Raw genomic sequence first — 20,989 nt, forward strand, 5'->3', positions numbered from 1 at the left:
GAGGTTTTTCGCTTGACAGTGCCACCCCATTCCCTTCTGCTTACCCCGCCCACGCAAGTGGCTCGCCGCTTGCTCGGAAGTCCAGTGTTTGAAGATCCCGAGGGGCATCCGACACAAATCGGTGGCCCATGGACATGGCTCGTGAAACCTGGAACGGCGATAACACCAGACGGCATTGTTCATATACACCATGCAGACTATGATGAGTACATGGAAGATGAATGGTGGCGAGACCATGAACATCAGCATATTTGGCAGTATCGACAGATGCGAAACCAGTTTCTACTTGCAATCCTTCTCGATTACAAGGACAACGGTTATGACAATTCCAATTTAGAAAAGGACGCAAACAACTGGGCCAATTTCTTGAGGGACCATCCAGAATGCAGAGAAAAACATCTAGATTAAGCACTTTGTTCGTCGGAGTCTTCCTCGTCACCTCTGCCCTTCAGTTGGTTGGTTGTACCAAACCGTGCAGGATTGTGCTCGTCAATGGAATGGCTGCTCCGGCGGCGGTTACGGTTGACAACGGCGGTTCAGTAACTATTCCCGGCTTTGGACAGGCACTTTTGACAGGGGGGAAAACTCTACGTGTTGGTCAGAACTTCAAAATGGAGATTAATCGAGGTGGCCGTAAAACATCTCAGGAAGTAGATCAGGTCAACTGGAGTGCTGATCGCTACGATGACCTGTTGGTCGTGGTGCTCAGAGAGTAGGTTTTATGACGAGCAACGATAAGAGGATTCTAGAGCAGTCTCTACTGATCGCAATCTCTGTCGTTGGGGTGCTGATGCTTCTGTTCTTTGTTGCCGGTTTTGGGATTCTGTCGGGGATCATCAGATGAAGAAGATGGTTACGGCCGACGAGCTAGTCCCACGCACACGATCTACGAGTCCCTGGCTGGTCTCCACGAGGGCTAACCGTCACGGCGAGAATACAGTTCTGGCCTACGACGCCCTCGGCCGTGCCTGGCGCAAGTTCTTGAACAATGGACTCTACGAGGAGTAATCGTACGACGCCTCTAACCGCCTCATCTCGGTAGGGCTTTACAACCCTTCGCCATCGACGATGATTCGGTTCGAGTCGTATACGTACAACCTCGCGAACCAGATGACGAGCAAGACGGTGGGCGGAGTGACGACGAGTTACACCTACGATCTTGCGGGCCAACTCGCCAGCGAGTCCCGTCCTGGCTACTCGTGCTCGTACACCTACGACGCCAATGGTAACCGTCTCACCAAAACCCTAAACGGAGTCACTGAGACCTACACCTACGACGACGGTGACAAGATGCTCACCGCTGGTTCCAAGAGCTACGGCTACGATGCGGCGGGAAGAACTACGTCCGTCACCAACGGCTCGTCGGTAACCAACCTGAGCTACGACTGGGAATCCAGGCTCACAAGCCTCAGCGGAGCAACGACGGCGAGCTACACGTACAACGGCCTAGACACCCGTGTGTCCAAGATTGAAGGCGGAGTCAGCAACACCTACGTCCGCGACGGCGTAGGCGTCACCGCTCCGGTCATCCGTGACGCTTTTGCCTCCTACACCCCGGCGAGCCACTTGCGTGGGCGGGGCAAGCAGAAGCAGTTTGGGTGGCACTGGTAAGCCCTTCAAGAGATGCTATGAAGATTCTAGGAGCTTGCTTACCAGTGAACCTGCTTGTAACCATGCGTGAGCAGAAATCAAGCCTGAGGATGCGATTCATCACATTCAGTGAAACCCTGCCGCACAGGACTTTGTTCTGATATGATAGGTTATCGATTGTCCTGAACCTGGGAAACTCTGCCCGATGAAAAGGGAGAGATTGAGGTGGAGTCGAGTTGGAAGCATGAGCGAAAGGCTGTTCACTGACAAGCTAGTCTGTTGGAGTTTGAAAGTCCCGAGAGGTTTTTCGCTTGCCAGTGCCACCCCATCCGATTCTTTTTACCCCGGCCACGCCAGTTGCTTTACGGAGTGAGTATGGGAAGGACCCACTTCACAAAGGTAGGTGGCTCTAGTGACTTACATGGACTACCCTTTGAAATTTGATTTGGACGGTGGTTTTGAACTCGTCATTGAAGCGACGAACGGATGCGTGCACGCATACTGCTATCATAGTGGCTCCATTGAAGGTGATGTTTGGCTATTCAATTACGTAACTGACCTGGAAGTTCAGGGCGATGTGGAAATCAAACCAAACCCAGACACTAATTGTCGCGAGCCTAAGCGCCTACAATTGCCAGAAGAAGGTGAGTTTAGAGCCTTTTTTAACCCGGCCAATCGAAGAATAGGAGTCTATCTTAGAGGAACACTCATCGCAGTTATCTGGGATGGGGCCAAACCGGGAAAGTCTGCATTCGCTGCTGTCAGCTCTGGATGGGCCCATGTCATGGAAAATCCACCGGACTTGACTACCTTTCAGTCCTACCCGTCCTGACCCCTACTGACCAGTTCCAAATACACTGACGAGCATTGATCTTCGGGACCAGCACCTAGTTTTTGTCCACAATGTGGTCGGAACAACTTCGCGATACATTTTCGAGTCATTTTGGTGCGTGTGTTCGTCAAACAAGAATAGCAAGATGAAACGTGTGTTGATACGGAGGGGGGTGAGGGTTCCGCCGCAGATGTGGCGGGATACGGCTATACGCCGAATCTCCCGCGCCGCCGCCCGGATCAACACAGCCCAGCACATTGCGTGACTGGGCTGTGTGCGTTTTGGCTTGTTAAAAGTGAATTAAGATGGCAGTGCAAGAAGTATTAGTTTTGAATAGCAACTATGAGCCTTTGAACGTGTGTCATGCTCGGCGGGCGATGGCTTTGTTGATGCTTGGCAAGGCGGATGTATTGGTTCAGCGGGACGAGCCGATATTGACGACTCACGGTGAGATAGATTCTCCGGCGGTGTTGCGGATGAAGTATTTGGTTCGGCGTCCGCACCCCCAGTTGCGTTTGTCGCGTCATGCAGTGTTGGCTCGGGATAACCATATTTGTCAGTACTGTGGTGTGAAGGCGAAAGAGATGACGATTGACCACGTGGTTCCTCGTTGGGCGGGCGGTCCTCACACTTGGGATAACTTGGTGGCTTGTTGTCGCCGGTGCAATTTGAAGAAGGCAGACAAGACTCCGCAGCAGGCAAATATGAAGTTGGCTCGCAAGCCGAAGCGGCCCTCGTTTGTTCCATATCTTTCTTTGCCGACCTATATGAAGGCGCAGGGACGAGATGAATGGCGCGACTTTTTGCCTTATTTTCCTGAACTTCAATCTCTGCCGTTGGCTAGCTGAGGTTTTCCCCTAAGATGATGGCGTCCAGGGGGTAAAATCCCATGCTTAAATGATCCCCATGGATGGGTCGGATCAAGCTCATGGACGCATTATTAATCAAGGGTGGGAAGCGGCTCTCGGGAGTCATCGAGGTTGCGGGAAGTAAAAACATAGCCCTTGCGGTTTTATCAGCGGTGCCGCTAGCGCAGACTCCGGTGCTGCTGAAAAACGTTCCGGTCATTAGCGATACGCAGATCAAGGTTCAGTTGCTGGAGGCGTTCGGCGCTAAGGCTGAGTGGAGGGGAAGCGACCTTCGGCTTGATTGTTCTGACCTGCATTCGGCGGAGCCAGATGAGGATATGGTTCGGCTCATCAGGACTTCTTTTTACATGCTTGGGCCGCTGGTGGCTCGGGTCGGAAAGCTGCGGATGGCGGCACCGGGTGGCTGTAAGATTGGGGCGCGACCGGTCGATTTGCACCTGAAGGGCTTACACGCGTTGGGGGCCAATGTTGAATTGGACGGTGGTGTTTACGAGGCTTCGGCAGGGGTTTTGCAGGGAGCCGAAGTGTATCTTGACATGCCCAGCGCTGGAGCGACTCAGCACATCATGTGCGCCGCAAGTATGGCGCAAGGGATAACCACGATTCAGAATGCGGCGATGGAGCCGGAGATTGTTGCGTTAGCAGAGTTTTTGATTTCGCTCGGGGCGAAGATTACTGGTCAAGGCTCTTCGATGATCACCGTTGAAGGTGTCGATCAGCTCCACGGGTCGGATTACAAGATTCCGGCGGACCGAATCCAGGCCGGAACGTTCTTGATCGCGGGCGCGATGACGGGTGGGAACGTCACGGTTCGGGATATCAATGCAGACGACCAGACAGCCGTCGTCAACAAGTTGCGCGAGGCAGGCGCGGAAGTAGAAACTACCGAGACATCGGTGACGGTTAACGCGCCGAACCGGTTGAACGGGGTGAACATTAAGACGATGCCGCATCCTGGGTTCCCAACCGACGTTCAGCAGCCGATGTCTGCGGCACTGTGTGTTGCCAAGGGAGCTTCGGTGGTGGAGGAGACAATTTACGAATCTCGGACCGGACACCTTCCGGAGCTGAGCCGGATGGGTGCAAAGATTCGGCAAGAAGGTCGTTCGGCTTTCATCGTTGGAGTTGATAAGTTACGAGGTGCAAAGGTTCAGGCCAGCGACCTGAGGGCGGGAGCTGCTTTGTGCTTGGCGGGGTTGGTCGCTGAGGGCGAGACATTGGTGCAAAACATCCATTGGATCGATCGGGGATACGACTCGATAGAGCGAAAACTGACCGAGTTGGGGGCCGAGGCTTTGCGAGTTCAAGAGGGTTAGAAAAGGTAACCTGAGGCTAAGTTGAGATTTGTCCCCCAGTTAGGAATCGACCTCGGAACCGCGAACCTCTTGGTCTACCGGCGCGGAAAGGGGATTGTGCTTTCGGAACCCACGGTTGTCGCAGAAAGCATTACTACGGGGAAGATCTTGGCAGTTGGAAATGATGCCCGTGAGATGCTTGGGCGGACTCCGACGAACATCCGGGCAGTCCGACCGATGAAGGACGGGGTGATCGCGGATTATACAATCACTCTCAAGATGCTGGAGCATGTGATCCAGAAGACTTGCGGGACTCGGTTGCCGTTCAAGTTCGCTCCAACGACTTTAATCTGCGTACCGGCTGCGGTTACCAACGTTGAAAGGCGGGCAGTCATCAAGGCGGCCAAAGAGGCTGGTGCAGGCATTGCGATGACCGTGGAGGAACCGTTCGTGGCTGCGCTAGGGGCGGGCCTACCGATCAATGCTCCAGGCGGGAATATGGTGGTTGATATTGGTGGCGGAACCACCGATATTGCGATCTTATCGTTGGGTGGAATCGTTCTTTCTTCGAGCATTCGGGTTGCGGGAAACAAGATGGATGAGGCGATTATTCGTCACGTTCGCAACGCCTATAACTTAATGATCGGCGATATGACGGCTGAGGATATCAAGATCAAGCTCGGAACTGCTTATCCGGCTTCGCAAGAAGCTCGCATGGAAGTCCGTGGAAGAGATATGATTCACGGTCTCCCGAAGACAATCGAAATTTCGTCAATTGAAATCCGTGAGGCTCTGAATGAGCCAGTGCGGCAGATCGCTGAGAAGCTGTGTCAGGTACTCGAGGAGACTCCGCCGGAGCTTGCGAGCGACGTGATTGAGCGTGGGATTACTCTGACGGGTGGTGGCGCGTTGCTCCGGGGTCTTGACCGATACTTGCAGGACGTCACTCAGGTCGATGTTCGCGTAGCGGAGAATGCGTTAACTTGTGTTGCTACCGGAACTGGCATGGCGATCGAAGACCTGGAGAACATCAAGAACAGCGGAGCTTTGACATCGTTATGAGAACTTTTGCGCTAGTGACATTTCTTATCCTCGCTACCTTGTGTTCTGCTCAAAGCGGGGAAGAATTCAAGAAGCCGACGCCAAAAGTCGTGAAGACCTCGGTAGCTCCCGTGACTCGTGCTGAGGCACGAAAAGTTTTGGATCGCGCATGGAGTGTTCTAGCAAAGGGCCTTAAACTCGCTGGAGGTTCTCCGGTGAAAATGACCAATGGTCCGGAGGCAATCACTAAGAACGAGGTGCTAGCGGAGTTCTCGCTCATTGTTCAGGCCACTACGAAGCAGTTTAAGCGAAGTCCGAGACCAGCGAGTTTTGATGCCAAGAGACTTCGGGTTGACGGAGACTCAGCTCAAATGCAGTTCCTCGTGGCCAAGGGCTTGGTGATGCCGTTGGGGCCCTTGGTGACGGGTAAGAATGGGCCAGTTTCTACCTCGGAGTTTGGCGATGCAGTGGGGGTGTTGATCGCGCGATTGGCCGATCTCTGCCACCTGCCTAGTACGACATATTCGCCGAACTTGATGCCAGGCTAGATTAGCTGCGTAGCCAGACTTGCATAAAGCTCTTTTCGCTCGCGTTCCACTCGCGGTAGGGAATCAACTTGAGGGTTGTTTGGGCAAATTTTGGCTCTTGGTTGTAGTCGTAAAGAGGACCGTCGTCGTCGAGTTGAAGAAGGGCTTCTACTTCAAGTGTAGGGGCTCCGGCTTTCGTGCGCGCGGAGCCAAGTTGAATTTCCTCGGACAGATCAAGAGTGGCCCGCTGGGGGGCACCGTCTTCGGAAAGGCTCTCGGCGCAGTACACGGATGGTCCATATTGAATGGCCACTCGGCCCAAGTTGTCGAGCACTTTTGAACTAGACGCGACGATTCTCGGCTCCATCTCAAACTCGACGTTGAGGGTGCGCTCGCCTTCCCAAACTTCGTCGAATACTGCAAAACCCTCTTCGTACTCGGCGGGCTGGGCGCCCGGTAGCGTGGTTGTGACTTCTTCGGCCCAATCAGGGATTCTGATCGCCAGTCGGTAGCGGGTCGGCTTCGTAGCTTTGACCGTGATCTGGGCTTCACCTTTATGGGGGTATTGGGTTTTGATGCCGACTTTCAGACCATTTTCTAAGGTGAATTCACATTCGATAGGGAAGGCGATGTAAAGGGTCTTGTTGTCGGCCTGCAGTGCGTAATCGGTGATCGAGGCAATCAGGCGTGCAATGTTTGGCGGGCAGCAGGCGCAGCCGAACCAGGGCTGGCGTTCGGTGTTCGCCCGGCTTTCGAGAGGGTTGTCGTAGAAGTATCTCGTTGTGTCTTGTGCTATTCCGCTGAGGACTCCGTTGAAGATGACTCTTTCGAGAACGTCGAGGGGATCTGTCGAAGGGTTTGCTTCAAAAGATCGGCGAGCCCACATTGCCAGAGCGATTCCAGCGCAGGTCTCGGCGTACGCGTTGAGGTTCGGAAGGTCAAAGTCGGCAGTGAACCCCTCGCCGTCGCCGGTTGAGCCGATACCACCGGTGATGTACATTCGCCGTTCGGTGAGGTTCGTCCAGATTCGGTTGAGGGCACTTTGTAGCTCTTGGTCTTTACGGCGGGCGGCTGAGAGTTGAGCAGCGGAGTAGAGATACGCTGCGCGAACGGAGTGGCCGACGATGGTGTCTTGGTCTCGGATAGGCTTATCATCCTGGAGGTAGGAACCGTCATATTTTCCGTCTTTGAACTCGAGCCAGTGGGCTTTCGGAACAATGATGTTTGTCTCCGGAGTTTCGAACTCGGTTTCGAAAGGTGAAGGTCGTTGGCCGCGGCAGTCAATCATCCAGTCGGACAATTCGGCGTACTTCTTGTGTCCGGTTTCGTGCCAGAGTCGGTACAGGGCAAGTTCGATCTCGGGGTGTCCACATGATCCAACTCGCGTTCCTGGGCCGAACGTGTCAGTGATGCAGTCCACTGCTTTGATCGCAACTGGCATGAGACGGGAGTCGCCCATTTGATTTAGAGCGATGCAGGCTTCGACCAGATGTCCGATGCAGTACATCTCGTGCATGTGCACGAGATTTTTCCACTTCCAATCCGGCTTGTTGAGCTGGACCAGCGTGAAGATGTAGCCGTCTTCGGCTTGCGCGTTGACGATCGCCTGGATTGCAAGTTCCATTGCGGCCTTGGTCTCGGAATTTGGGTTGAGCACCTGGGAGTATGCGGCGGCTTCGAGCCATTTGTAGAGGTCACTATCGTCGAATCGGATGCCACGATGGGTTCCGCTTTTACCCTCGGCGACATCAAGAAAGTTCTGTAAGCGGCCGGTTGTAACGATTTGCGTCCATTGGTGGATCAGACCCTTCGCGGCAAGTTCGGTTTGATACCTTCCCCAAAAACCTCCGACGGATCGGAACTGCTTGAGAGGAATGGGAGACGGCATCTTGATGAAAGATTACCGCACATTCTAGGTTCATATTGGGCTATGATAATTATCGTGAAACAGGGAAGTGTGCGGGGGCTGGATGCCGCCTAACAAGCAAAAGTCGAAACGAATTACGTTGCACGATGTTGCTGCGGAAGCGGGAGTTTCCATCCAAACGGTTTCGCACGTCATGACCGGGAACCCTACGGTCAAACTTCCCGAAGCCACGCGCGAAAAGGTTCGAGAGGCCGCGAAGAAGGTTGGATACACTCCCAATCGCCACGCTCAGGCGATTAGGAGCGGAAAAACAAATGTCATTGCTATTTGGATGCCGGTCGATCGCCCAATTGTGAGCTACATGCGCATGCTCCGGTTGGTCTCACGGGAGGCCAAAAAAACCGGGCACGAGCTGATGATTGTTCCTCTAGATCGCGAATCAGGTTTGACGGAGCAAGCAGTTGCACCGAATATGTGGCCGGTTGACGGGATCCTTGCGATGGACTCGGGAGCGGCCGTTCAAAAGTATCGGGAGACCGCAGAGGGGAAATCGACTCCCGTCGTCGTGATCGGATACGAGTTGGTTGAGAACGGCGATGCAGTGGCTTGGAACGTCGCTGAGTCCGTTCAGAGAGCGACGAAGCGGCTAGTCGATTCGGGTTGTAGGAAGATTGTCTACATCACGATGGATTGGCAGGAACGGGATTTTCCGAATGAGCGGCGGCGGGCGGGTTACATGGCCGCGATGCTTCAGGCTGGGTTGGAGTCGTCGGTTGTCGTTGTCGATGAAGAGTCTCGTATTGGTGCTTCTCGTGCGGTTAATGGGTACATCACGGCGAACGGGGTTCCCGATGCTTTCGTTGGTATGACGGACTTGCTTGCGATGGGTGCGGTTCGTGCGGTTCGAGCTGCAGGTAAGCAGGTACCTCAGGATTGCCAAGTCATGGGCTATGGTTCGCATCCTGATGCCGAAGACTTTGAAGTGCCGATTTCGACTCTGCGATCGCCGATCGGCGAGGTGATTCCCCGAGCTTGGGAGAAGTTGAATCAACGCATTGAAGATCCGACTTTGTCTAGCGAGCTTGAGACGTTCGAGATGGAATTTATTAAGCGCGACTCGACTCGCTAGGGCCGCCTTGGCGGAAGCGCTTTGATCGCTGAATAGCTTGTTTCTTCGAGCTCTGCAATCGCCTGTTGGATCGCTGTGATCTGATCCATGAGGGTGATCGTTTTGCCCATCGCCTCGGTCTTCTTGGCGACTTCGGCCAGTTGGAGGATTAAGCCACAAACTCGAGCGAGGTCTTCTGAGGCGGCAAGCGCTTCGGGGTCGGCTGCGACCATGCCGTCCCATTTCTTCCTTTGCATTCCCACAGGGCGGTACTGGCCGTGGAGAGAAAAGACGACCTCGCGCATCGCTTTGCGGATTGATTGTTGGACCTCGCGGTGAGTTTCGTTGCCGAGGACGTTGAGTGAACTCTTTTTTGCAAGCCACTCTTTGACCTGAAAATAGGACGTTGCTGCCGTCTCGAGTTGGGTAGCTAGGGCCGGATGAATTCGTTCGTTCAGCGTTCCCTGAGTGGAGTAGCGGCTGAACTCTCGAATCATTTCTATGTAGTGGGCTTGTAGAGCGTCGGTTCGTTCTCGCCTTGATTCGTCCCTTCGTCGAGCCCACTTGTAGGCTTTGTAGGCAATAAACAATGCGATGCAGAGCCAGACTAGACCGAACCTACCGGCTTGATCCCTGAGAACAAGAATCATGATGAAGGCGACGAGGACAAAAACAAGTACGGCAAAACCGAGGAACCTTCCTTGCTGCCTTGACTCTTCGACCGCCTCAGCCTCGCGCAGAAACGCCGCAAATCGCACCATTCCTCTCCCTAGCCGAGCCACGCTTTAGTTTAGCTTGTCGGCGGGAACACCTTCAGGATCGCAGTCGAGTCAGCTAGAACGCGCGAGAAGTGGGTTATGATTGATTCGTTTGGTGATGAAGTACTGGAAGGTAACGACCGTTGCTCTGGTTGTTTTGATTCTGATCTGGAGTAGCTTGCTGGTCCTCAAGGGTCGTCGCTCAGTGCCCAAGCCAATTGTGATAAGGGCTGCGGTGGATGCGGACTTTCGCGGCTCTGCCGCCTTGCAGTATGCGGCCAAAAGGTATCGGCAGCGCGGCGCCAAATACATTTGGGGGACGAATGATTGCTCTGTATTCGTCTCGGACTACCTCTTGAGGCTCCCTCATCCGCCGAAAACACGACTGACCACGTGGAATCTGAATCAAGTGGATGTTGAGCCGTTTGGACTGACCATCGAAGGTTCAGTCAAACCGGGAGACGTTTTGAACTACCGTTACCGCTCGCGAAAACGAAACGAGGTGGCAGGGCATTGCGGGGTCGTTGTCCAGAAACCGGATGGACTCTGGGTTGTCCATAACTGCGTGAGCATGGGGTTGGCGATACAGCGGATCTCTAGTTTCTACACCACGGCTCAGTCCCTTGGAGTGAGCAAGTTGGAGGTCACAGTTTTGCGGCCGAAGAAATAGAAAATCCCCCGATTGCAGTAAGCAACCGGAGGACCGTGCTTGGCTTAGAAGCGGCCGACGTTGAGGCGTCCGCCCGTTACACATCGAGTGCTCACGGAAGACGTTGCTGTTGTTTGGGACAGAATCGCCGAACGAATCTGAGCGGCGGTTGCCGACGGGTTGATCGACTTGAACAATGCGGCTGCGCCAGTGACGTGAGGTGTCGCCATTGACGTTCCGCTGTACGATGCGTACGCTGACGTGTCTCCTGCTCCTGGAACTGTTGAAACGATACTGCTTCCTGGTGCGAACAAATCCACCTGAGTCTTTCCAAAGTTGGAGTAGCTTGCGCGTTGACCGGCGTTGGTAAGAGCTCCAACTGCGATGACGTTCGACATCGTGTAGTTACTCGGATAGTTGGGAGTCGTGTCGTTGTTCGTTCCGTTGTTTCCAGCGGCTGCGATGAATAGGATGCCGGCGTTGTTAGCCCGTGTGATTGCATCAGCAAGAGCCTGGCTGAATCCGCCGCCACCCCATGAGTTGTTGGTGGCAACGATATTGAGGCCGTGGCGCACCTTCAGGTCGGTGATGTAGTCGATTGCCTTGACTGCATTCGCGGTCGTTCCACCTGATGCTCCGAGGAACTTTGCTGAAATCATCTTGACGTTCCAGCAAACTCCTGCGACACCGATTCCGTTTCCTCCGACGCCTCCGATGGTTCCGGCGACGTGAGTTCCGTGGTCGTCGCCTGTTCCGTCGTACACGGTGTTGTCTCCGCCAGCGAAGTCCCAGCCTCGAGAATCGTCCACATAGCCATTACCGTCATTGTCAACTCCGTCCACCGGATCATAGGGGTTGAGCCAGAAGTTGGCCGTTAGATCAGCGTGATTGAACATGACCCCCTCATCAATGATGCCCACGTAAACCGTGGACGAACCGGTCTTATTGGCGTTCCAGGCGGCGGCGGCGTTGCTGCCAAACGTGTTTGTGCGAAGCGGTGTTGAGGCGCCATACATTCCCCAAAGTCCGCCATTGGTGTACTGGGTGTCATTGGAAACGACCTGCGTCCGGTAGATCCAGTTTGGCTCGGCATAGTCAACGTCACCGTTCGCCTTGAGATCATCGATGGTGTTCTTCACATCGCCAGAAATCTTGACAACGACGGTATCTGTAGCGGTGGTCGCGTTGATGGACGCGGTGGCTAGAGGAGCTTGGTTCAACGAGCCAATGCGCTTGACTAGAGCCTGTCGAACACGAGGCGTCGTCGACTCTTTGAACTTGACGATGATTTCGCCGGGCATGAACGTTGGGCCATTGAGGGGGCCGATGAATTTTGATTGGGCGAAGCCGCACGCGGCTAGACCGAGGACGAGACTTGCGGAGGTCAAGAATCTCAATTGCATGGAATTCACTTATTCCGCAACGCTGCGGAATCATCACATTTTCCCGAGCAAAGCTGTTAGAAAAAAGGGTCTAGTTCGAAAGCCCTAGCGTGGAACTCGAGTGACCCACTTGATTTCTTGTTCTCCCGAGTGCATCACAAGTTCAGAAAGTTGTCCGGCGTGTCCGGCGAGATGGCGAAGATTCATGAGCTGATGATCGAGCTTTGGCATGTTTGGATACCAGTGGAAGCCCGACTCTTGGCTATCAAGATCGAGTCGGTTAATCCAGGATTCGATGTTCTGGTCGATGAACGCCAAGTATTCAAGCATTTTCGCCTTTGGGAAAGGATCGAGAATCGGCGGATTTGCATCATGCCAAAGATCTGTGCAGTCGCGATGGTGCTCCCACGTGACAAAGTCATCTTCGCGAGACATCGCGTAAAGGTGAGTGTAGAAAAGCGCATGGTAGGCAATTCTCCAGAAGTTTCGGGGAAACGTTCCCCCGATCCAAGTCTCTTCTGGACACTTTTCAATTGTCTCGCGAAGCATTGCGAGCGTAGCTCGGTACTGCCCGGTGAGGGCCCGTCTGATTGGCATAGTTTGCGAACGATACCCGGATATACTCGCGGCTGTGTTGGCTGGATTTGCAGGAATAGTATTGGGTTCGCAGGTTGTTCGAGAAGTTCGCGGGACTTGGGTTACAACGACCGCCAACGAGGCGATTAGCAACCCAGCTAACACCTCGGCTTCGATGCGGAAGCTTCGCGAGATTGGGCTGAACACGGTTTACGTCGAGTGCTGGAAGAACGGATATACCGAGTTTCCCTCCGAGGTTATGAAGAAAGCTACGGGAATCTCGATGAAGATTTCGCCGTCGCCAAGTGGGGCAGTGCAGCGAGATTTACTTGACGAGACGCTGAATGCCGCCCATCGCAACGGTCTCATCTACGTTGGCTGGTTTGAATATGGATTCATGGCGGCCTGGAAGGATACGCAGAATGAACTTCGGGCTCGAAAGGACTGGCTGAGCCTAGATAAGAATGGGAATGAGGTTGCTAAGAACGGGTTTGTCTGGCTCAATCCACTTCATCCCGATGCTCAGAAGTTGCTTCTTGGGATCGTCAAAGAGGCTATCAAGAAGTACGACATGGACGGAATCCAGCTCGATGATCGGATCGTTTGGCCGTACATCGACATGGGCTACGATGAGTTCACCCAGAACCTTTACGCCTCGGAGCACAACGGGCAACGCCCGCCTTTGGACCCCAAGGAACCTGAGTGGGTTCGGTGGCGAACTGAGAAAGTTCAGGCCTTTTCCAAACGGTTCGTGAAGGAAGTTCGGGAGGCGGCGGGGAAAGACTTCATCATTTCGCTCTCTCCGGGTCCGCATCCTTGGGCGTTGGATAACTATTTGATCGACTGGCCCGCTTGGAGTCGGTGGACGGATTCGCCGACCTGGGATGAGTACGTGCCGCAGGTGTATCGCATGAACTATCCGTCCTTCGAGCGGGATTGGAAGCAACAGGTTGGATTCATGGGGACGCGGAACAAGGACCTCATCGCCGGAATTCGACTGGTGGGCGATGGTCCAGATCAGAAGGCCGAAGACGTGGTGAAACATCCTTCTTTGACCCGCGAAACGCTGAGCGGCGGGCACTGCTGGTGGTACAGCAAAGGGGTTTTGGAGAAGTTCTCAAACGAGATCGCGGCTTTTTACGATGTGCCGAAATACGGTCAAGCGGCGCATCCGCGTTTTGGGGCGAGCTGGCGTCCTGCTCCGGTGGTCGCGGTCGCGGCAGGTTCAAAGGATCGCTGGAAGGCAAAGTTGACGGTTGGCAACTGGCGGGTGATCGGGAAGTTTAGCGATACCTGGCGGACCGTTGCCACTGTTCGAGCGACCGCCACCCAGCAGGTGGTGGTTTCAGTTAAAGGAGCCGATGCAGTCGAATTCTTGGTCAGCCGCCGGTAGGTTACTACTGGGCCTTCACCAGTTCCAGCCGTCGTCGCCGCTGAGCGTTTGGATGAAATTGAGCTGACCGGAGTGGTACCAGTTGTGGTTGGCTACAAACCGGCAGCGAGCTGAGCTAGTGGTTGGCCCACGTTCGGTTTGAACGGTTCCGAGCAAGTCTTCCTCGGACAGCGCATCGATGGTTGCCATAAACCTGTCGCGCGACGCCAGTAGGCTGGCGATCACTACTTCTTTGGCTTGAAAGTCCGGGGGCGCGGTTACGAATCCCTCGTATGGCCATGGAGCAGGAGTTTCACCTCGAATTGTTGCTCCGATATGGTCATTAACTGCGTTGATTTCGAAGATGATGTCCGCCACGGATCGTGATTTCCCTTGAAAACTCTTGGTGAATAGGTCTTCGGGCATTGCGATCAGGTCCTTCTCCAATATCGTGAATGAACCCCTTACACTTTCGATGGTCTCCGCCTTTGTCATGCTCTGAGATTACTGCAAAGGACGAATCTCTATGCCGAAGCCGAACTCGGCACCAAGCTGGGCGGCGGGATGAAGGGATGCGATTCTGATTGCTTCCTCCATGTCTTCTGCCTCGATGATGAAGACACTTCCGAGCTGTGAAATCCCTGGCACGAACGTGCGCTTGCTCGGCTGTTGCGACGGTCTTAGTGAGACTGCCTGAGAGTGATGCTCGACACCTGCTTCGAAGATCACTTTTCCGGTCTCTCGAAATGGGATGCAGAGGGAGGCGCATTGGGAGAGGATTTCGGATTTGGCGGCCTCCGGGGCCGCATCGAACTCGTCCATGTTCAGGTAACCGAGACAAAGGAATTGCACCTTGTTAGGATACTTACTGGAAATAAATGCTGGGAGTAGCCAGGAAATTGGTGCCCAGGAAAGGACTCGAACCTTCACCTCATTGCTAAGACTGGCACCTGAAGCCAGCGCGTCTACCAATTTCGCCACCTGGGCACAGGCGGACATTGAGTATGGCACGAGAATCGGCGGGGTTGCAAGCGAGACGCGGATCGCAATTTGGACGTAAATGAAACAGGAATGCCTACGCGCGAGATTGCTTTTGTCGTCGAACCCTTAGTTGCCCATGAGGCCGAGGGCGTCAAGATTCGCAGAACCATTGGTAGCGAGCGGCTCGCGATTCTTGATCCGTTCATGCTTTTGGATCACTTGACGCTTGAGGCACCCACCGATGGTCGTGTTGGGTTCCCGAGGCACCCGCACCGGGGAATCGAGACGCTGAGCTACGTGATCGACGGCCGTGTGTTTCATAAGGATTCACTCGGAAATGAGGACTCAGTAGGTCAGGATGAAGCTCAGTGGATGACCGCCGGGCGCGGTATCTGGCACGAGGAAATGCTTGAGGCAGTTGATGGAAAGGTGGAGATGCTTCAGCTCTGGTTTGCGCTGCCGAAGGCAGACAAAATGATCGCTCCTGGGTACGCGGCGGGACGTCAGCTAACGGTGATTGATGAGGATGGGACGCATGTCCGCGACGTTTCGGGGGCGTTTTCGACCATCACTGGCGATCCCTACATCGCCCAAGTTGACCTGAATGAATCCGAGTTTGCTTGTGAGGTGCAAAACCTCGCCACGACCGCGTTCTATGTTTTTCGGGGTTCAGTTTCGGTCGAGGGTCGAGAGGTGGAAGCAGGGAATCTGGCGGTGCTAGGGAGTGGAGACGAAGTCCGTGTAATCGGAAGTGGTCGACTTCTGTTCATCTCGGCGATGCCGTTGATGGAGCCGATTTTGCAGTACCGCTCATTCGTGATGAACCACCCGGACGATATCCGAGTGGTCGAAGAAGACATCAAGAGCGGCCGCTTTGGCTTAGAGTAGATGCGTTTACTCGCCTGCATGGGCGGCTGCACAGGCGGCACAAAATGTTTTGCCGTCCTTCTGCTGCGCCTCGGCAGCGGCGACCATCGTCCCGCAAGCGGAGCACTTCTTCTGCTCGGTTGCGGCGGCAGATGTGGATGGGGTGGAAGAGGTTTTTGAGTTGTCGGCTGGCGCACAACCGAACAGCGACGCGCAAAGGATCAAAGTTGGGAAGACGAGTTTCATCATTTCTGCCTTGTCGATGCTTGATTCTCTCGATCAGTTCCGGGAACTTATGGCTTGATCTGCAACTTGTCAACAGTTTTCTCCACGCCCTTGGTCTCTTGAACGAGTTCGAGAATGAGTTTCTTGGCTTTGAGTGTGGGAATCGTTCCTTTGAGGGTGATTGTGCCCGCTTCGGATTCGACGGAGAACGTGCTGGTGTCAACGCCTTTCCGGAGGTTCAGGACGGTGTTGACTTTGGCGGCAAGGCCAGCGTTCCCGAGTGAGCGGGTTGAGCTTTCGGCGAGTTTGGTGGCGTCCTTTTTGAGGTCCGCTTGGTCAGCGGCATTGCAACCGAGCATCAAAATCGAACCGAGTAGAAGACTTGACTTCATGCTCGTTTAAAGAACCTCTTGTTAACAACAACTCCGGGCTCACGTTTTCCGCGAACTTCGATGGCAACGGCGGTGCCTTGCTTAATATCGGAGCGGAGGAACGCGAAGGCTATCCCGGTATCGAGCAAGGGAGATACGACTCCGCTGGAAACTTCGCCGATTTCTTCGTCGCCTAGGAAGACCTTCATCCCTGGTGCGATGAGCCGTTTGGCTTCGAGCTTGATGCCCTGGAGCTTTGTGCTAGTTCCTTCCTCTCGGGCTTTGTTGATGATGTCCGAGCCGTTGAAGGTTTTGGTTTTGCTGATGACCCATCCAAGCCCGGCGGCGATGGGAGAGAGTTCGTCGGTGAGTTCGTGGCCATAGAGAGGAAGTCCGGCTTCGACGCGGAGGGTGTCTCGTGAACCGAGACCGCATGCCACGACTCCGGCTTGGAGTAGCGCATTCCAAACGGTTTCTGCTTCATCTTTGCTGTAGATCAGCTCGTAGCCGTCTTCGCCCGTGTAGCCGCTGCAAGCGGCAAAGGTTTCGACGCCAGCGACTTTGCAGTTGACGACTTCGAAGAGGGCGGCATCGCGGATCGCGGCGGAGTTATCAGAGAGGTTTGCAACGATCTCGCGTGCAGTTGGTCCTTGGACGGCAACCATCACGGTATCTGCAGTTTTGTCGTGCATCGCAACGGTTGAGGGCATAAACTTCTTCGACCATTCGACGTCCTTTTGGTGGTTGGAAGCGTTGAAGACGACTTCAAAGTGATCGGAAGCTATGCGGTAGACAATGATGTCGTCAACGATCCCGCCCTCAAGGTTTGGCATCATCGAATACTGCCCTTGGCCATCTCCGAGTTTGGAAACGTCGTTTGTGGTGATCTGCTCTAAGAATGCCTCAACGCCTTGTCCAGAGAATGAGACCCGAGCCATATGCGAGACATCGAACATTCCGGCGCCTTCACGGACAGCCTTTGACTCCGCGATGATGCTGGTGTATTGAACCGGCATGTCGTAACCCGCAAACGGCACCATTCGGGCGTTGAGTTTCAGGTGGGCGTCGTACAGGGGCGTTCGCAACATTGCGGCTTCGGACATAGTCTAAAGAATACCGGCGGGTGAACTCGTGCGAAGCACTTCGTGATCCAAAGCGGAAACAAGTTTCCGCACTCCACAGGTCTTACCCTTCGAACGCAAAGACCGGTTCAGGGGTGTGGTCAACGCCGCCCTTCAGAATATCCTCGGCCATCGCAAAGGCGAAGATGCTGAGTTGCGGATCTGTCTCGCGCTTAGCATGCTCGCGGAGTTCCTGAACCACGCGAGGCTCCATATCGGGAACCCATTCGCAGACGTGGAATAGTCCGTGGATCGCCGATCGTCGTCCGACCAGCGACGGAGCATTGAGGCACTCAAGCAGCGCCTGGCCGCCTTGGCGGTGGGGAAGGTGGCCACCGAGCACGACTCCCGCCTTATAGACCGATCTCGCGAAGTCGTCTTCCGCGTCCCAAAGCATTCCCTTCATCGCGCTCACCGCTCTTGCGTTGTCTTCTTCGGAGTCGATGTAAGCCGGAAGATCTTCGAAAAGATCGAGGACGCACCACTGCGCTGAACGTCGCCAAGGATGCTTGCGGTCCTCCAGGATCTCGCAGAGGGCAGGGAAGTAGGAGGTTCGGAAGTGCGAAACTTCCACAAACTCATGCGCCGCGTTGGCGACATCTCGATCTTCGCAGTAGAACAGCTTGATGATGTCTAGAGGCGCAAGCTGGCGGATTTCTCCAGCGTATCGCGATGTTTGCTCCAAAGCTTTGGCGATGATGAATTGCCTCTTAAAAAGTGGCTCGGCAGCCTTTTTGATCGCGTTTAGCATGTCGGGTTCCGTCTCTGCCCGGGCCTCATGCCACAATGCGGGACATCTCCCGAACACACCAAAGGGAGTTCGGGCTACCTCGACGTCGAACGTCTCGCCATACGCTTCGAACGTCGCTTTACCCGTCCAGTCGGATGCCAGCACGTGGTACTCGTAGCTCACGGGGTGTGGCGGCCAGTGGAACTTAATGCGATGCGGCGGGTTGACGGCTTTGCTTCCGGTTCGAGCCGCTACACGCGCGATGTAATCCCGAATGTCCTGAACCAGGGCATCCGAGTCAAACGGCTCTTCAACGCGCTTGTGCGGCATCCTCAACTGTTAAGATACCGCTACTTTGCTGTCGCAAAGTGCGCGGGATACTGAACTCCTGGCTTGTAGCCCGCCCAAAGCAAGCGGTTGAGAGAGTCAAAATCTGCACGATCGATCTCGGAGAAGTCGAGAGTTTTCGACCACTCAGCAAGTTTTCCGCTCTCTGGATTCTTTTCGTTCACGTTGTATTTCGGCTCGATCACTTTAAATGGTTGCAGATCGGGCTTTGATGAAGCCGCCATGATCATCGGGGGTGCTATGGCGTCGTATTGGCTGAGAGGCGCAGTGCCCAGGATGAGACCCATTGTTCGCAGCATCGAGGAGGTGGTGTAGTGCATGGAATCGACGACGCCACGGCGAGTGTACGGCGAAATGAAGTGGGCGACGGTGCGGTGGGCGTCAACGTGATCGGGGCCGTCTTGGGCATCGTCTTGGATCACAAAGATTGCGGTCTCCTTCCAGAACTTGGAGTGAGATACTGCATCGACCAGCCGCCCGAGTGCGAGGTCGTTGTCGGCGACCATCGCCTTTGGTGAATATGTTCCGGGGCTGAAGCCGTGGGTGTGGTCGTCGGGGAGAGCCATCACCATGAGATTCGGTAGCTCACCAGTTCGCTCGGCTTCTTTGAACTCGCGAAGGAAGTCGTCAATCTTTTCGGTATCGCGTCCGCCGCGAGCAAAGATCCTCTCCCACGTCGCGCTGTAGCCATACCTCTCCGGATCGGCTTTGATTTCGGCTGAGTTGAGCGAATCGTGATCTTCCTGAACGTCTACATATTCGCCATAGACTCGGGCTTTGAGTCCCTGTTTTCGGGCCTGCGTCCAGATGTACTCTCCCGGTGAAGAGGTCAGCCTCAAGTCGCTACGAATCTGGGATCGTCGTGAGTAGCCGAGGACCCACTGCTTTTCGCAATAGTCGTTGGCAAAAGCGGCGTCGGTCCACTGGTGTCCGCACTGGGAGCATTCGCCGTCGGCGTAGAAATTGTCGAACAAGATGAAGTCCTTCGCAAGCTGGTGCGAATTGGGAGTGACATCTTCGCCGAACAGGCATAGCGACGGATCGCCATTGCCTTGTTTCATATCGCCGAACACTTGGTCATAGGTTCGGTTTTCGCGGATAACGTAGATCACGTGCTTGATCGACTTCATCGCATCCATCGCCGACTTTTGCTTCATGAGCAGCTCATCGGCCTCGCGCTTTCGAGCAAGTGCACCTTCGCGAGCGGACTGGGTGTACGCCTTCAGTTCTTGGGTTGTGGGAACGTCGAGGAGGGTTAGCCTCCCTTTAAGCATCGTTGAAATGTAGCGGTAGGGGATGTTGTACTGCTGGCCCCGCACGCCTTTGACGGTGGTATCAACTTTGGAGCCGGCGTTTGGTCCGTACTCACCCTTGGCGGTGCCAATGATCAGCCGTTTTCCATCGGGAGTTTCCTTGACAAGGGTTGGATAGCGGTCGGTTGGGATGTGTCCGATGAGGTTTGGTGTGGCCTTGGTGAGATCCACGACCGCCACCGAGTTGTTTCCTGCGTTGGCGACGTAGAGCCGAGATTCATCTCGGGATATGCTCAACGCAACCGGGCTGCTCCCAACTGATTGCGCTAGACCGAAGCCGATGTTGACCTTACTGACCGGCTTGGTGCCGTCGATGACGGCGACATAGTCTGCCCCGGAGACCGATACGAAGAGGCGGCCGTCTTTTGCGTATTGGATCGAAGAAGGGAGAGGGCCCACTTCGGCGTAGCGGGTCATGGACATCGTTTTTGTGTCGTAAATTGAGACAGACTTATCTCCCCAATTCGAAACTGCAATGTGCTCGCCGTTCGGCGAGAGTGCCAGCGCGTAAGGGCGGTAGCGCAGCCGGTTCTTCTGGACTGGATTCCACCCTGAGTCAAGAGTTATGAGTTCGTCGGTCTGGATGTTGAGGACATAGATTCGGTCCTTTGTCCGAACGATGGATGAAACGAAACGGTCATTTGCCGGAATTGACGTATCCAGCCAAGGCTCCTTGCTGACCAACTTTCCGCCATCCAGAGCAAAGCGGTGAATCATTTCGCCCGACTTTGGCTGTCCCGCAGAAAGGAGGATTTCGGACTCGTTCTGGGCGTCCAATCCAATCCAGGCAGTGGGAACGGTGATGGTTTGGCCGACGGTGCCTGATTCTAAGTTAATCAGATTCAAAGTGTGGTCATTGAACCCGGCGGTGTTCACGAGTGCGTGGCGACCGTCGGCAAGGAAGGCGACGTCCTGGGGGAAGTCGCCAGGCAGGTCGATGAGCTTGCCAACTTTGCTGACCGTCCAGCCGTTAGGAAGTTTGAGCGAGCCATCCGGGCGAACTCCGGGGAGATCACCCGTCTTTGCCTTCCAGCCCAGCATCGCCAGTCCAGCGATCATGATAAGGACGCCGCCCGTTTTCAACCCAAACTTTGCCGCCATACGTTTCCCCAATCTCTGGTGCGAAGATTACTCCGCGTCCTTTGCCAGACCTTAGCCAACACTGAT

At 54.7% G+C, this 20,989-nt stretch carries 24 protein-coding genes and 1 tRNA gene; 13 read left to right on the plus strand and 12 right to left on the minus strand.

Translation table 11 applies throughout. The annotated features are described in order from the left end of the window. The 9 genes from WCK51_12265 to WCK51_12305 form a co-directional block, all read left to right on the plus strand. The coding region (locus WCK51_12265; protein ID MEI7577660.1) for a hypothetical protein at positions 1-408 on the plus strand (408 nt) is incomplete at its 5' end. A gap of 5 nt (positions 409-413) precedes the next feature. Next, positions 414-716: a hypothetical protein gene (locus WCK51_12270; protein MEI7577661.1), complete on the plus strand. Its 303-nt coding sequence runs from the start codon at positions 414-416 to the stop codon at positions 714-716. Positions 717-840: 124 nt separating this feature from the next. Further along, a complete protein-coding gene (locus tag WCK51_12275; protein ID MEI7577662.1) occupies positions 841-1,008 on the plus strand; it encodes a hypothetical protein in 168 nt (55 codons plus the stop codon). A 60-nt stretch (positions 1,009-1,068) separates the two neighbouring features. Then, positions 1,069-1,611, plus strand: coding sequence for a hypothetical protein (locus WCK51_12280; GenBank protein ID MEI7577663.1), 543 nt, complete (start codon positions 1,069-1,071; stop codon positions 1,609-1,611). A 391-nt stretch (positions 1,612-2,002) separates the two neighbouring features. Then, on the plus strand, positions 2,003-2,422 hold the full coding sequence (locus tag WCK51_12285; protein ID MEI7577664.1) for a hypothetical protein: 420 nt from the start codon (positions 2,003-2,005) through the stop codon (positions 2,420-2,422). Between the two features lie 305 nt (positions 2,423-2,727). Beyond that, entirely contained in the window at positions 2,728-3,270 is a 543-nt protein-coding gene (locus WCK51_12290; GenBank protein MEI7577665.1) for an HNH endonuclease, read from the plus strand. Positions 3,271-3,350: 80 nt separating this feature from the next. Next, on the plus strand, positions 3,351-4,607 hold the full coding sequence (gene murA, locus WCK51_12295) for a UDP-N-acetylglucosamine 1-carboxyvinyltransferase (protein MEI7577666.1): 1,257 nt from the start codon (positions 3,351-3,353) through the stop codon (positions 4,605-4,607). A 21-nt stretch (positions 4,608-4,628) separates the two neighbouring features. Next, a complete protein-coding gene (locus tag WCK51_12300) occupies positions 4,629-5,648 on the plus strand; it encodes a rod shape-determining protein (GenBank protein MEI7577667.1) in 1,020 nt (339 codons plus the stop codon). 14 nt (positions 5,649-5,662) lie between these two features. Beyond that, a complete protein-coding gene (locus tag WCK51_12305) occupies positions 5,663-6,175 on the plus strand; it encodes a hypothetical protein (protein ID MEI7577668.1) in 513 nt (170 codons plus the stop codon). Position 6,176: 1 nt separating this feature from the next. On the opposite strand, the gene WCK51_12310 is transcribed toward WCK51_12305, so the two are convergent. Further along, positions 6,177-8,042: a beta-L-arabinofuranosidase domain-containing protein gene (locus tag WCK51_12310; protein MEI7577669.1), complete on the minus strand. Its 1,866-nt coding sequence runs from the start codon at positions 8,040-8,042 to the stop codon at positions 6,177-6,179. An 82-nt stretch (positions 8,043-8,124) separates the two neighbouring features. Between WCK51_12310 and WCK51_12315 the strand changes: the two genes are divergently transcribed. Then, on the plus strand, positions 8,125-9,150 hold the full coding sequence (locus WCK51_12315) for a LacI family DNA-binding transcriptional regulator (GenBank protein MEI7577670.1): 1,026 nt from the start codon (positions 8,125-8,127) through the stop codon (positions 9,148-9,150). On the opposite strand, the gene WCK51_12320 is transcribed toward WCK51_12315, so the two are convergent. Continuing rightward, entirely contained in the window at positions 9,147-9,911 is a 765-nt protein-coding gene (locus tag WCK51_12320) for a hypothetical protein (GenBank protein MEI7577671.1), read from the minus strand. The genes WCK51_12315 and WCK51_12320 overlap by 4 nt on opposite strands. A gap of 94 nt (positions 9,912-10,005) precedes the next feature. Here WCK51_12320 and WCK51_12325 point away from each other — a divergent pair, with 94 nt between their 5' ends. Beyond that, entirely contained in the window at positions 10,006-10,557 is a 552-nt protein-coding gene (locus tag WCK51_12325) for a hypothetical protein (GenBank protein ID MEI7577672.1), read from the plus strand. Positions 10,558-10,601: 44 nt separating this feature from the next. Here WCK51_12325 and WCK51_12330 read toward each other — a convergent pair whose 3' ends face one another. Continuing rightward, complete coding sequence (locus tag WCK51_12330; GenBank protein MEI7577673.1) at positions 10,602-11,939, minus strand: S8 family peptidase; 1,338 nt, start codon at positions 11,937-11,939, stop codon at positions 10,602-10,604. Positions 11,940-12,023: 84 nt separating this feature from the next. Beyond that, entirely contained in the window at positions 12,024-12,515 is a 492-nt protein-coding gene (locus WCK51_12335; protein MEI7577674.1) for a DinB family protein, read from the minus strand. Positions 12,516-12,549: 34 nt separating this feature from the next. On the opposite strand from WCK51_12335, the gene WCK51_12340 reads away from it, so the two are divergent. Next, on the plus strand, positions 12,550-13,887 hold the full coding sequence (locus tag WCK51_12340; GenBank protein MEI7577675.1) for a family 10 glycosylhydrolase: 1,338 nt from the start codon (positions 12,550-12,552) through the stop codon (positions 13,885-13,887). Between the two features lie 15 nt (positions 13,888-13,902). On the opposite strand, the gene WCK51_12345 is transcribed toward WCK51_12340, so the two are convergent. The 3 genes from WCK51_12345 to WCK51_12355 form a co-directional block, all read right to left on the minus strand. After that, entirely contained in the window at positions 13,903-14,361 is a 459-nt protein-coding gene (locus WCK51_12345; GenBank protein MEI7577676.1) for a DinB family protein, read from the minus strand. A 9-nt stretch (positions 14,362-14,370) separates the two neighbouring features. Next, a complete protein-coding gene (locus tag WCK51_12350) occupies positions 14,371-14,718 on the minus strand; it encodes a hypothetical protein (GenBank protein ID MEI7577677.1) in 348 nt (115 codons plus the stop codon). A 48-nt stretch (positions 14,719-14,766) separates the two neighbouring features. After that, a tRNA-Leu gene (locus tag WCK51_12355) sits at positions 14,767-14,853 on the minus strand. An 84-nt stretch (positions 14,854-14,937) separates the two neighbouring features. On the opposite strand from WCK51_12355, the gene WCK51_12360 reads away from it, so the two are divergent. Then, a complete protein-coding gene (locus WCK51_12360) occupies positions 14,938-15,735 on the plus strand; it encodes a pirin family protein (protein MEI7577678.1) in 798 nt (265 codons plus the stop codon). A 6-nt stretch (positions 15,736-15,741) separates the two neighbouring features. Here WCK51_12360 and WCK51_12365 read toward each other — a convergent pair whose 3' ends face one another. The 5 genes from WCK51_12365 to WCK51_12385 form a co-directional block, all read right to left on the minus strand. Next, a complete protein-coding gene (locus WCK51_12365; protein MEI7577679.1) occupies positions 15,742-15,963 on the minus strand; it encodes a hypothetical protein in 222 nt (73 codons plus the stop codon). A gap of 44 nt (positions 15,964-16,007) precedes the next feature. Then, the gene (locus WCK51_12370) at positions 16,008-16,331 is read right to left on the minus strand and encodes a BON domain-containing protein (protein MEI7577680.1); all 324 of its coding nucleotides are present in this window, start codon (positions 16,329-16,331) and stop codon (positions 16,008-16,010) included. Next, positions 16,328-17,413 carry a glycine cleavage system aminomethyltransferase GcvT gene (gene gcvT / locus WCK51_12375; GenBank protein MEI7577681.1) on the minus strand — a complete coding sequence of 362 codons (1,086 nt, stop codon included), beginning with the start codon at positions 17,411-17,413 and terminating at the stop codon, positions 16,328-16,330. The genes WCK51_12370 and gcvT overlap by 4 nt, the downstream gene beginning before the upstream one ends. Positions 17,414-17,495: 82 nt before the next feature. After that, positions 17,496-18,491 (minus strand): hypothetical protein, encoded by a 996-nt coding sequence (locus WCK51_12380; GenBank protein ID MEI7577682.1) that lies wholly within the window; start codon positions 18,489-18,491, stop codon positions 17,496-17,498. 20 nt (positions 18,492-18,511) lie between these two features. After that, complete coding sequence (locus WCK51_12385; GenBank protein MEI7577683.1) at positions 18,512-20,923, minus strand: bifunctional YncE family protein/alkaline phosphatase family protein; 2,412 nt, start codon at positions 20,921-20,923, stop codon at positions 18,512-18,514. Between the last annotated feature and the right edge of the window lie 66 nt (positions 20,924-20,989).

The sequence above is a fragment of the Armatimonadota bacterium genome, assembly GCA_037138755.1.
Taxonomy (GTDB): Bacteria; Armatimonadota; Fimbriimonadia; order Fimbriimonadales; family Fimbriimonadaceae; genus Fimbriimonas.

Coding starts and splice junctions, on each gene's coding strand:
- WCK51_12275 (MEI7577662.1), top strand. CDS start 841: ATGAAGAAGATGGTTACGGCCGACGAGCTAGTCCCACGCACACGATCT.
- WCK51_12280 (MEI7577663.1), top strand. CDS start 1,069: ATGATTCGGTTCGAGTCGTATACGTACAACCTCGCGAACCAGATGACG.
- WCK51_12290 (MEI7577665.1), top strand. CDS start 2,728: ATGGCAGTGCAAGAAGTATTAGTTTTGAATAGCAACTATGAGCCTTTG.
- murA (MEI7577666.1), top strand. CDS start 3,351: ATGGACGCATTATTAATCAAGGGTGGGAAGCGGCTCTCGGGAGTCATC.
- WCK51_12310 (MEI7577669.1), bottom strand. CDS start 8,042: ATGCCGTCTCCCATTCCTCTCAAGCAGTTCCGATCCGTCGGAGGTTTT.
- WCK51_12315 (MEI7577670.1), top strand. CDS start 8,125: ATGCCGCCTAACAAGCAAAAGTCGAAACGAATTACGTTGCACGATGTT.
- WCK51_12325 (MEI7577672.1), top strand. CDS start 10,006: ATGAAGTACTGGAAGGTAACGACCGTTGCTCTGGTTGTTTTGATTCTG.
- WCK51_12330 (MEI7577673.1), bottom strand. CDS start 11,939: ATGCAATTGAGATTCTTGACCTCCGCAAGTCTCGTCCTCGGTCTAGCC.
- WCK51_12335 (MEI7577674.1), bottom strand. CDS start 12,515: ATGCCAATCAGACGGGCCCTCACCGGGCAGTACCGAGCTACGCTCGCA.
- WCK51_12345 (MEI7577676.1), bottom strand. CDS start 14,361: ATGACAAAGGCGGAGACCATCGAAAGTGTAAGGGGTTCATTCACGATA.
- WCK51_12360 (MEI7577678.1), top strand. CDS start 14,938: ATGCCTACGCGCGAGATTGCTTTTGTCGTCGAACCCTTAGTTGCCCAT.
- WCK51_12365 (MEI7577679.1), bottom strand. CDS start 15,963: ATGATGAAACTCGTCTTCCCAACTTTGATCCTTTGCGCGTCGCTGTTC.
- WCK51_12370 (MEI7577680.1), bottom strand. CDS start 16,331: ATGAAGTCAAGTCTTCTACTCGGTTCGATTTTGATGCTCGGTTGCAAT.
- gcvT (MEI7577681.1), bottom strand. CDS start 17,413: ATGTCCGAAGCCGCAATGTTGCGAACGCCCCTGTACGACGCCCACCTG.
- WCK51_12380 (MEI7577682.1), bottom strand. CDS start 18,491: ATGCCGCACAAGCGCGTTGAAGAGCCGTTTGACTCGGATGCCCTGGTT.
- WCK51_12385 (MEI7577683.1), bottom strand. CDS start 20,923: ATGGCGGCAAAGTTTGGGTTGAAAACGGGCGGCGTCCTTATCATGATC.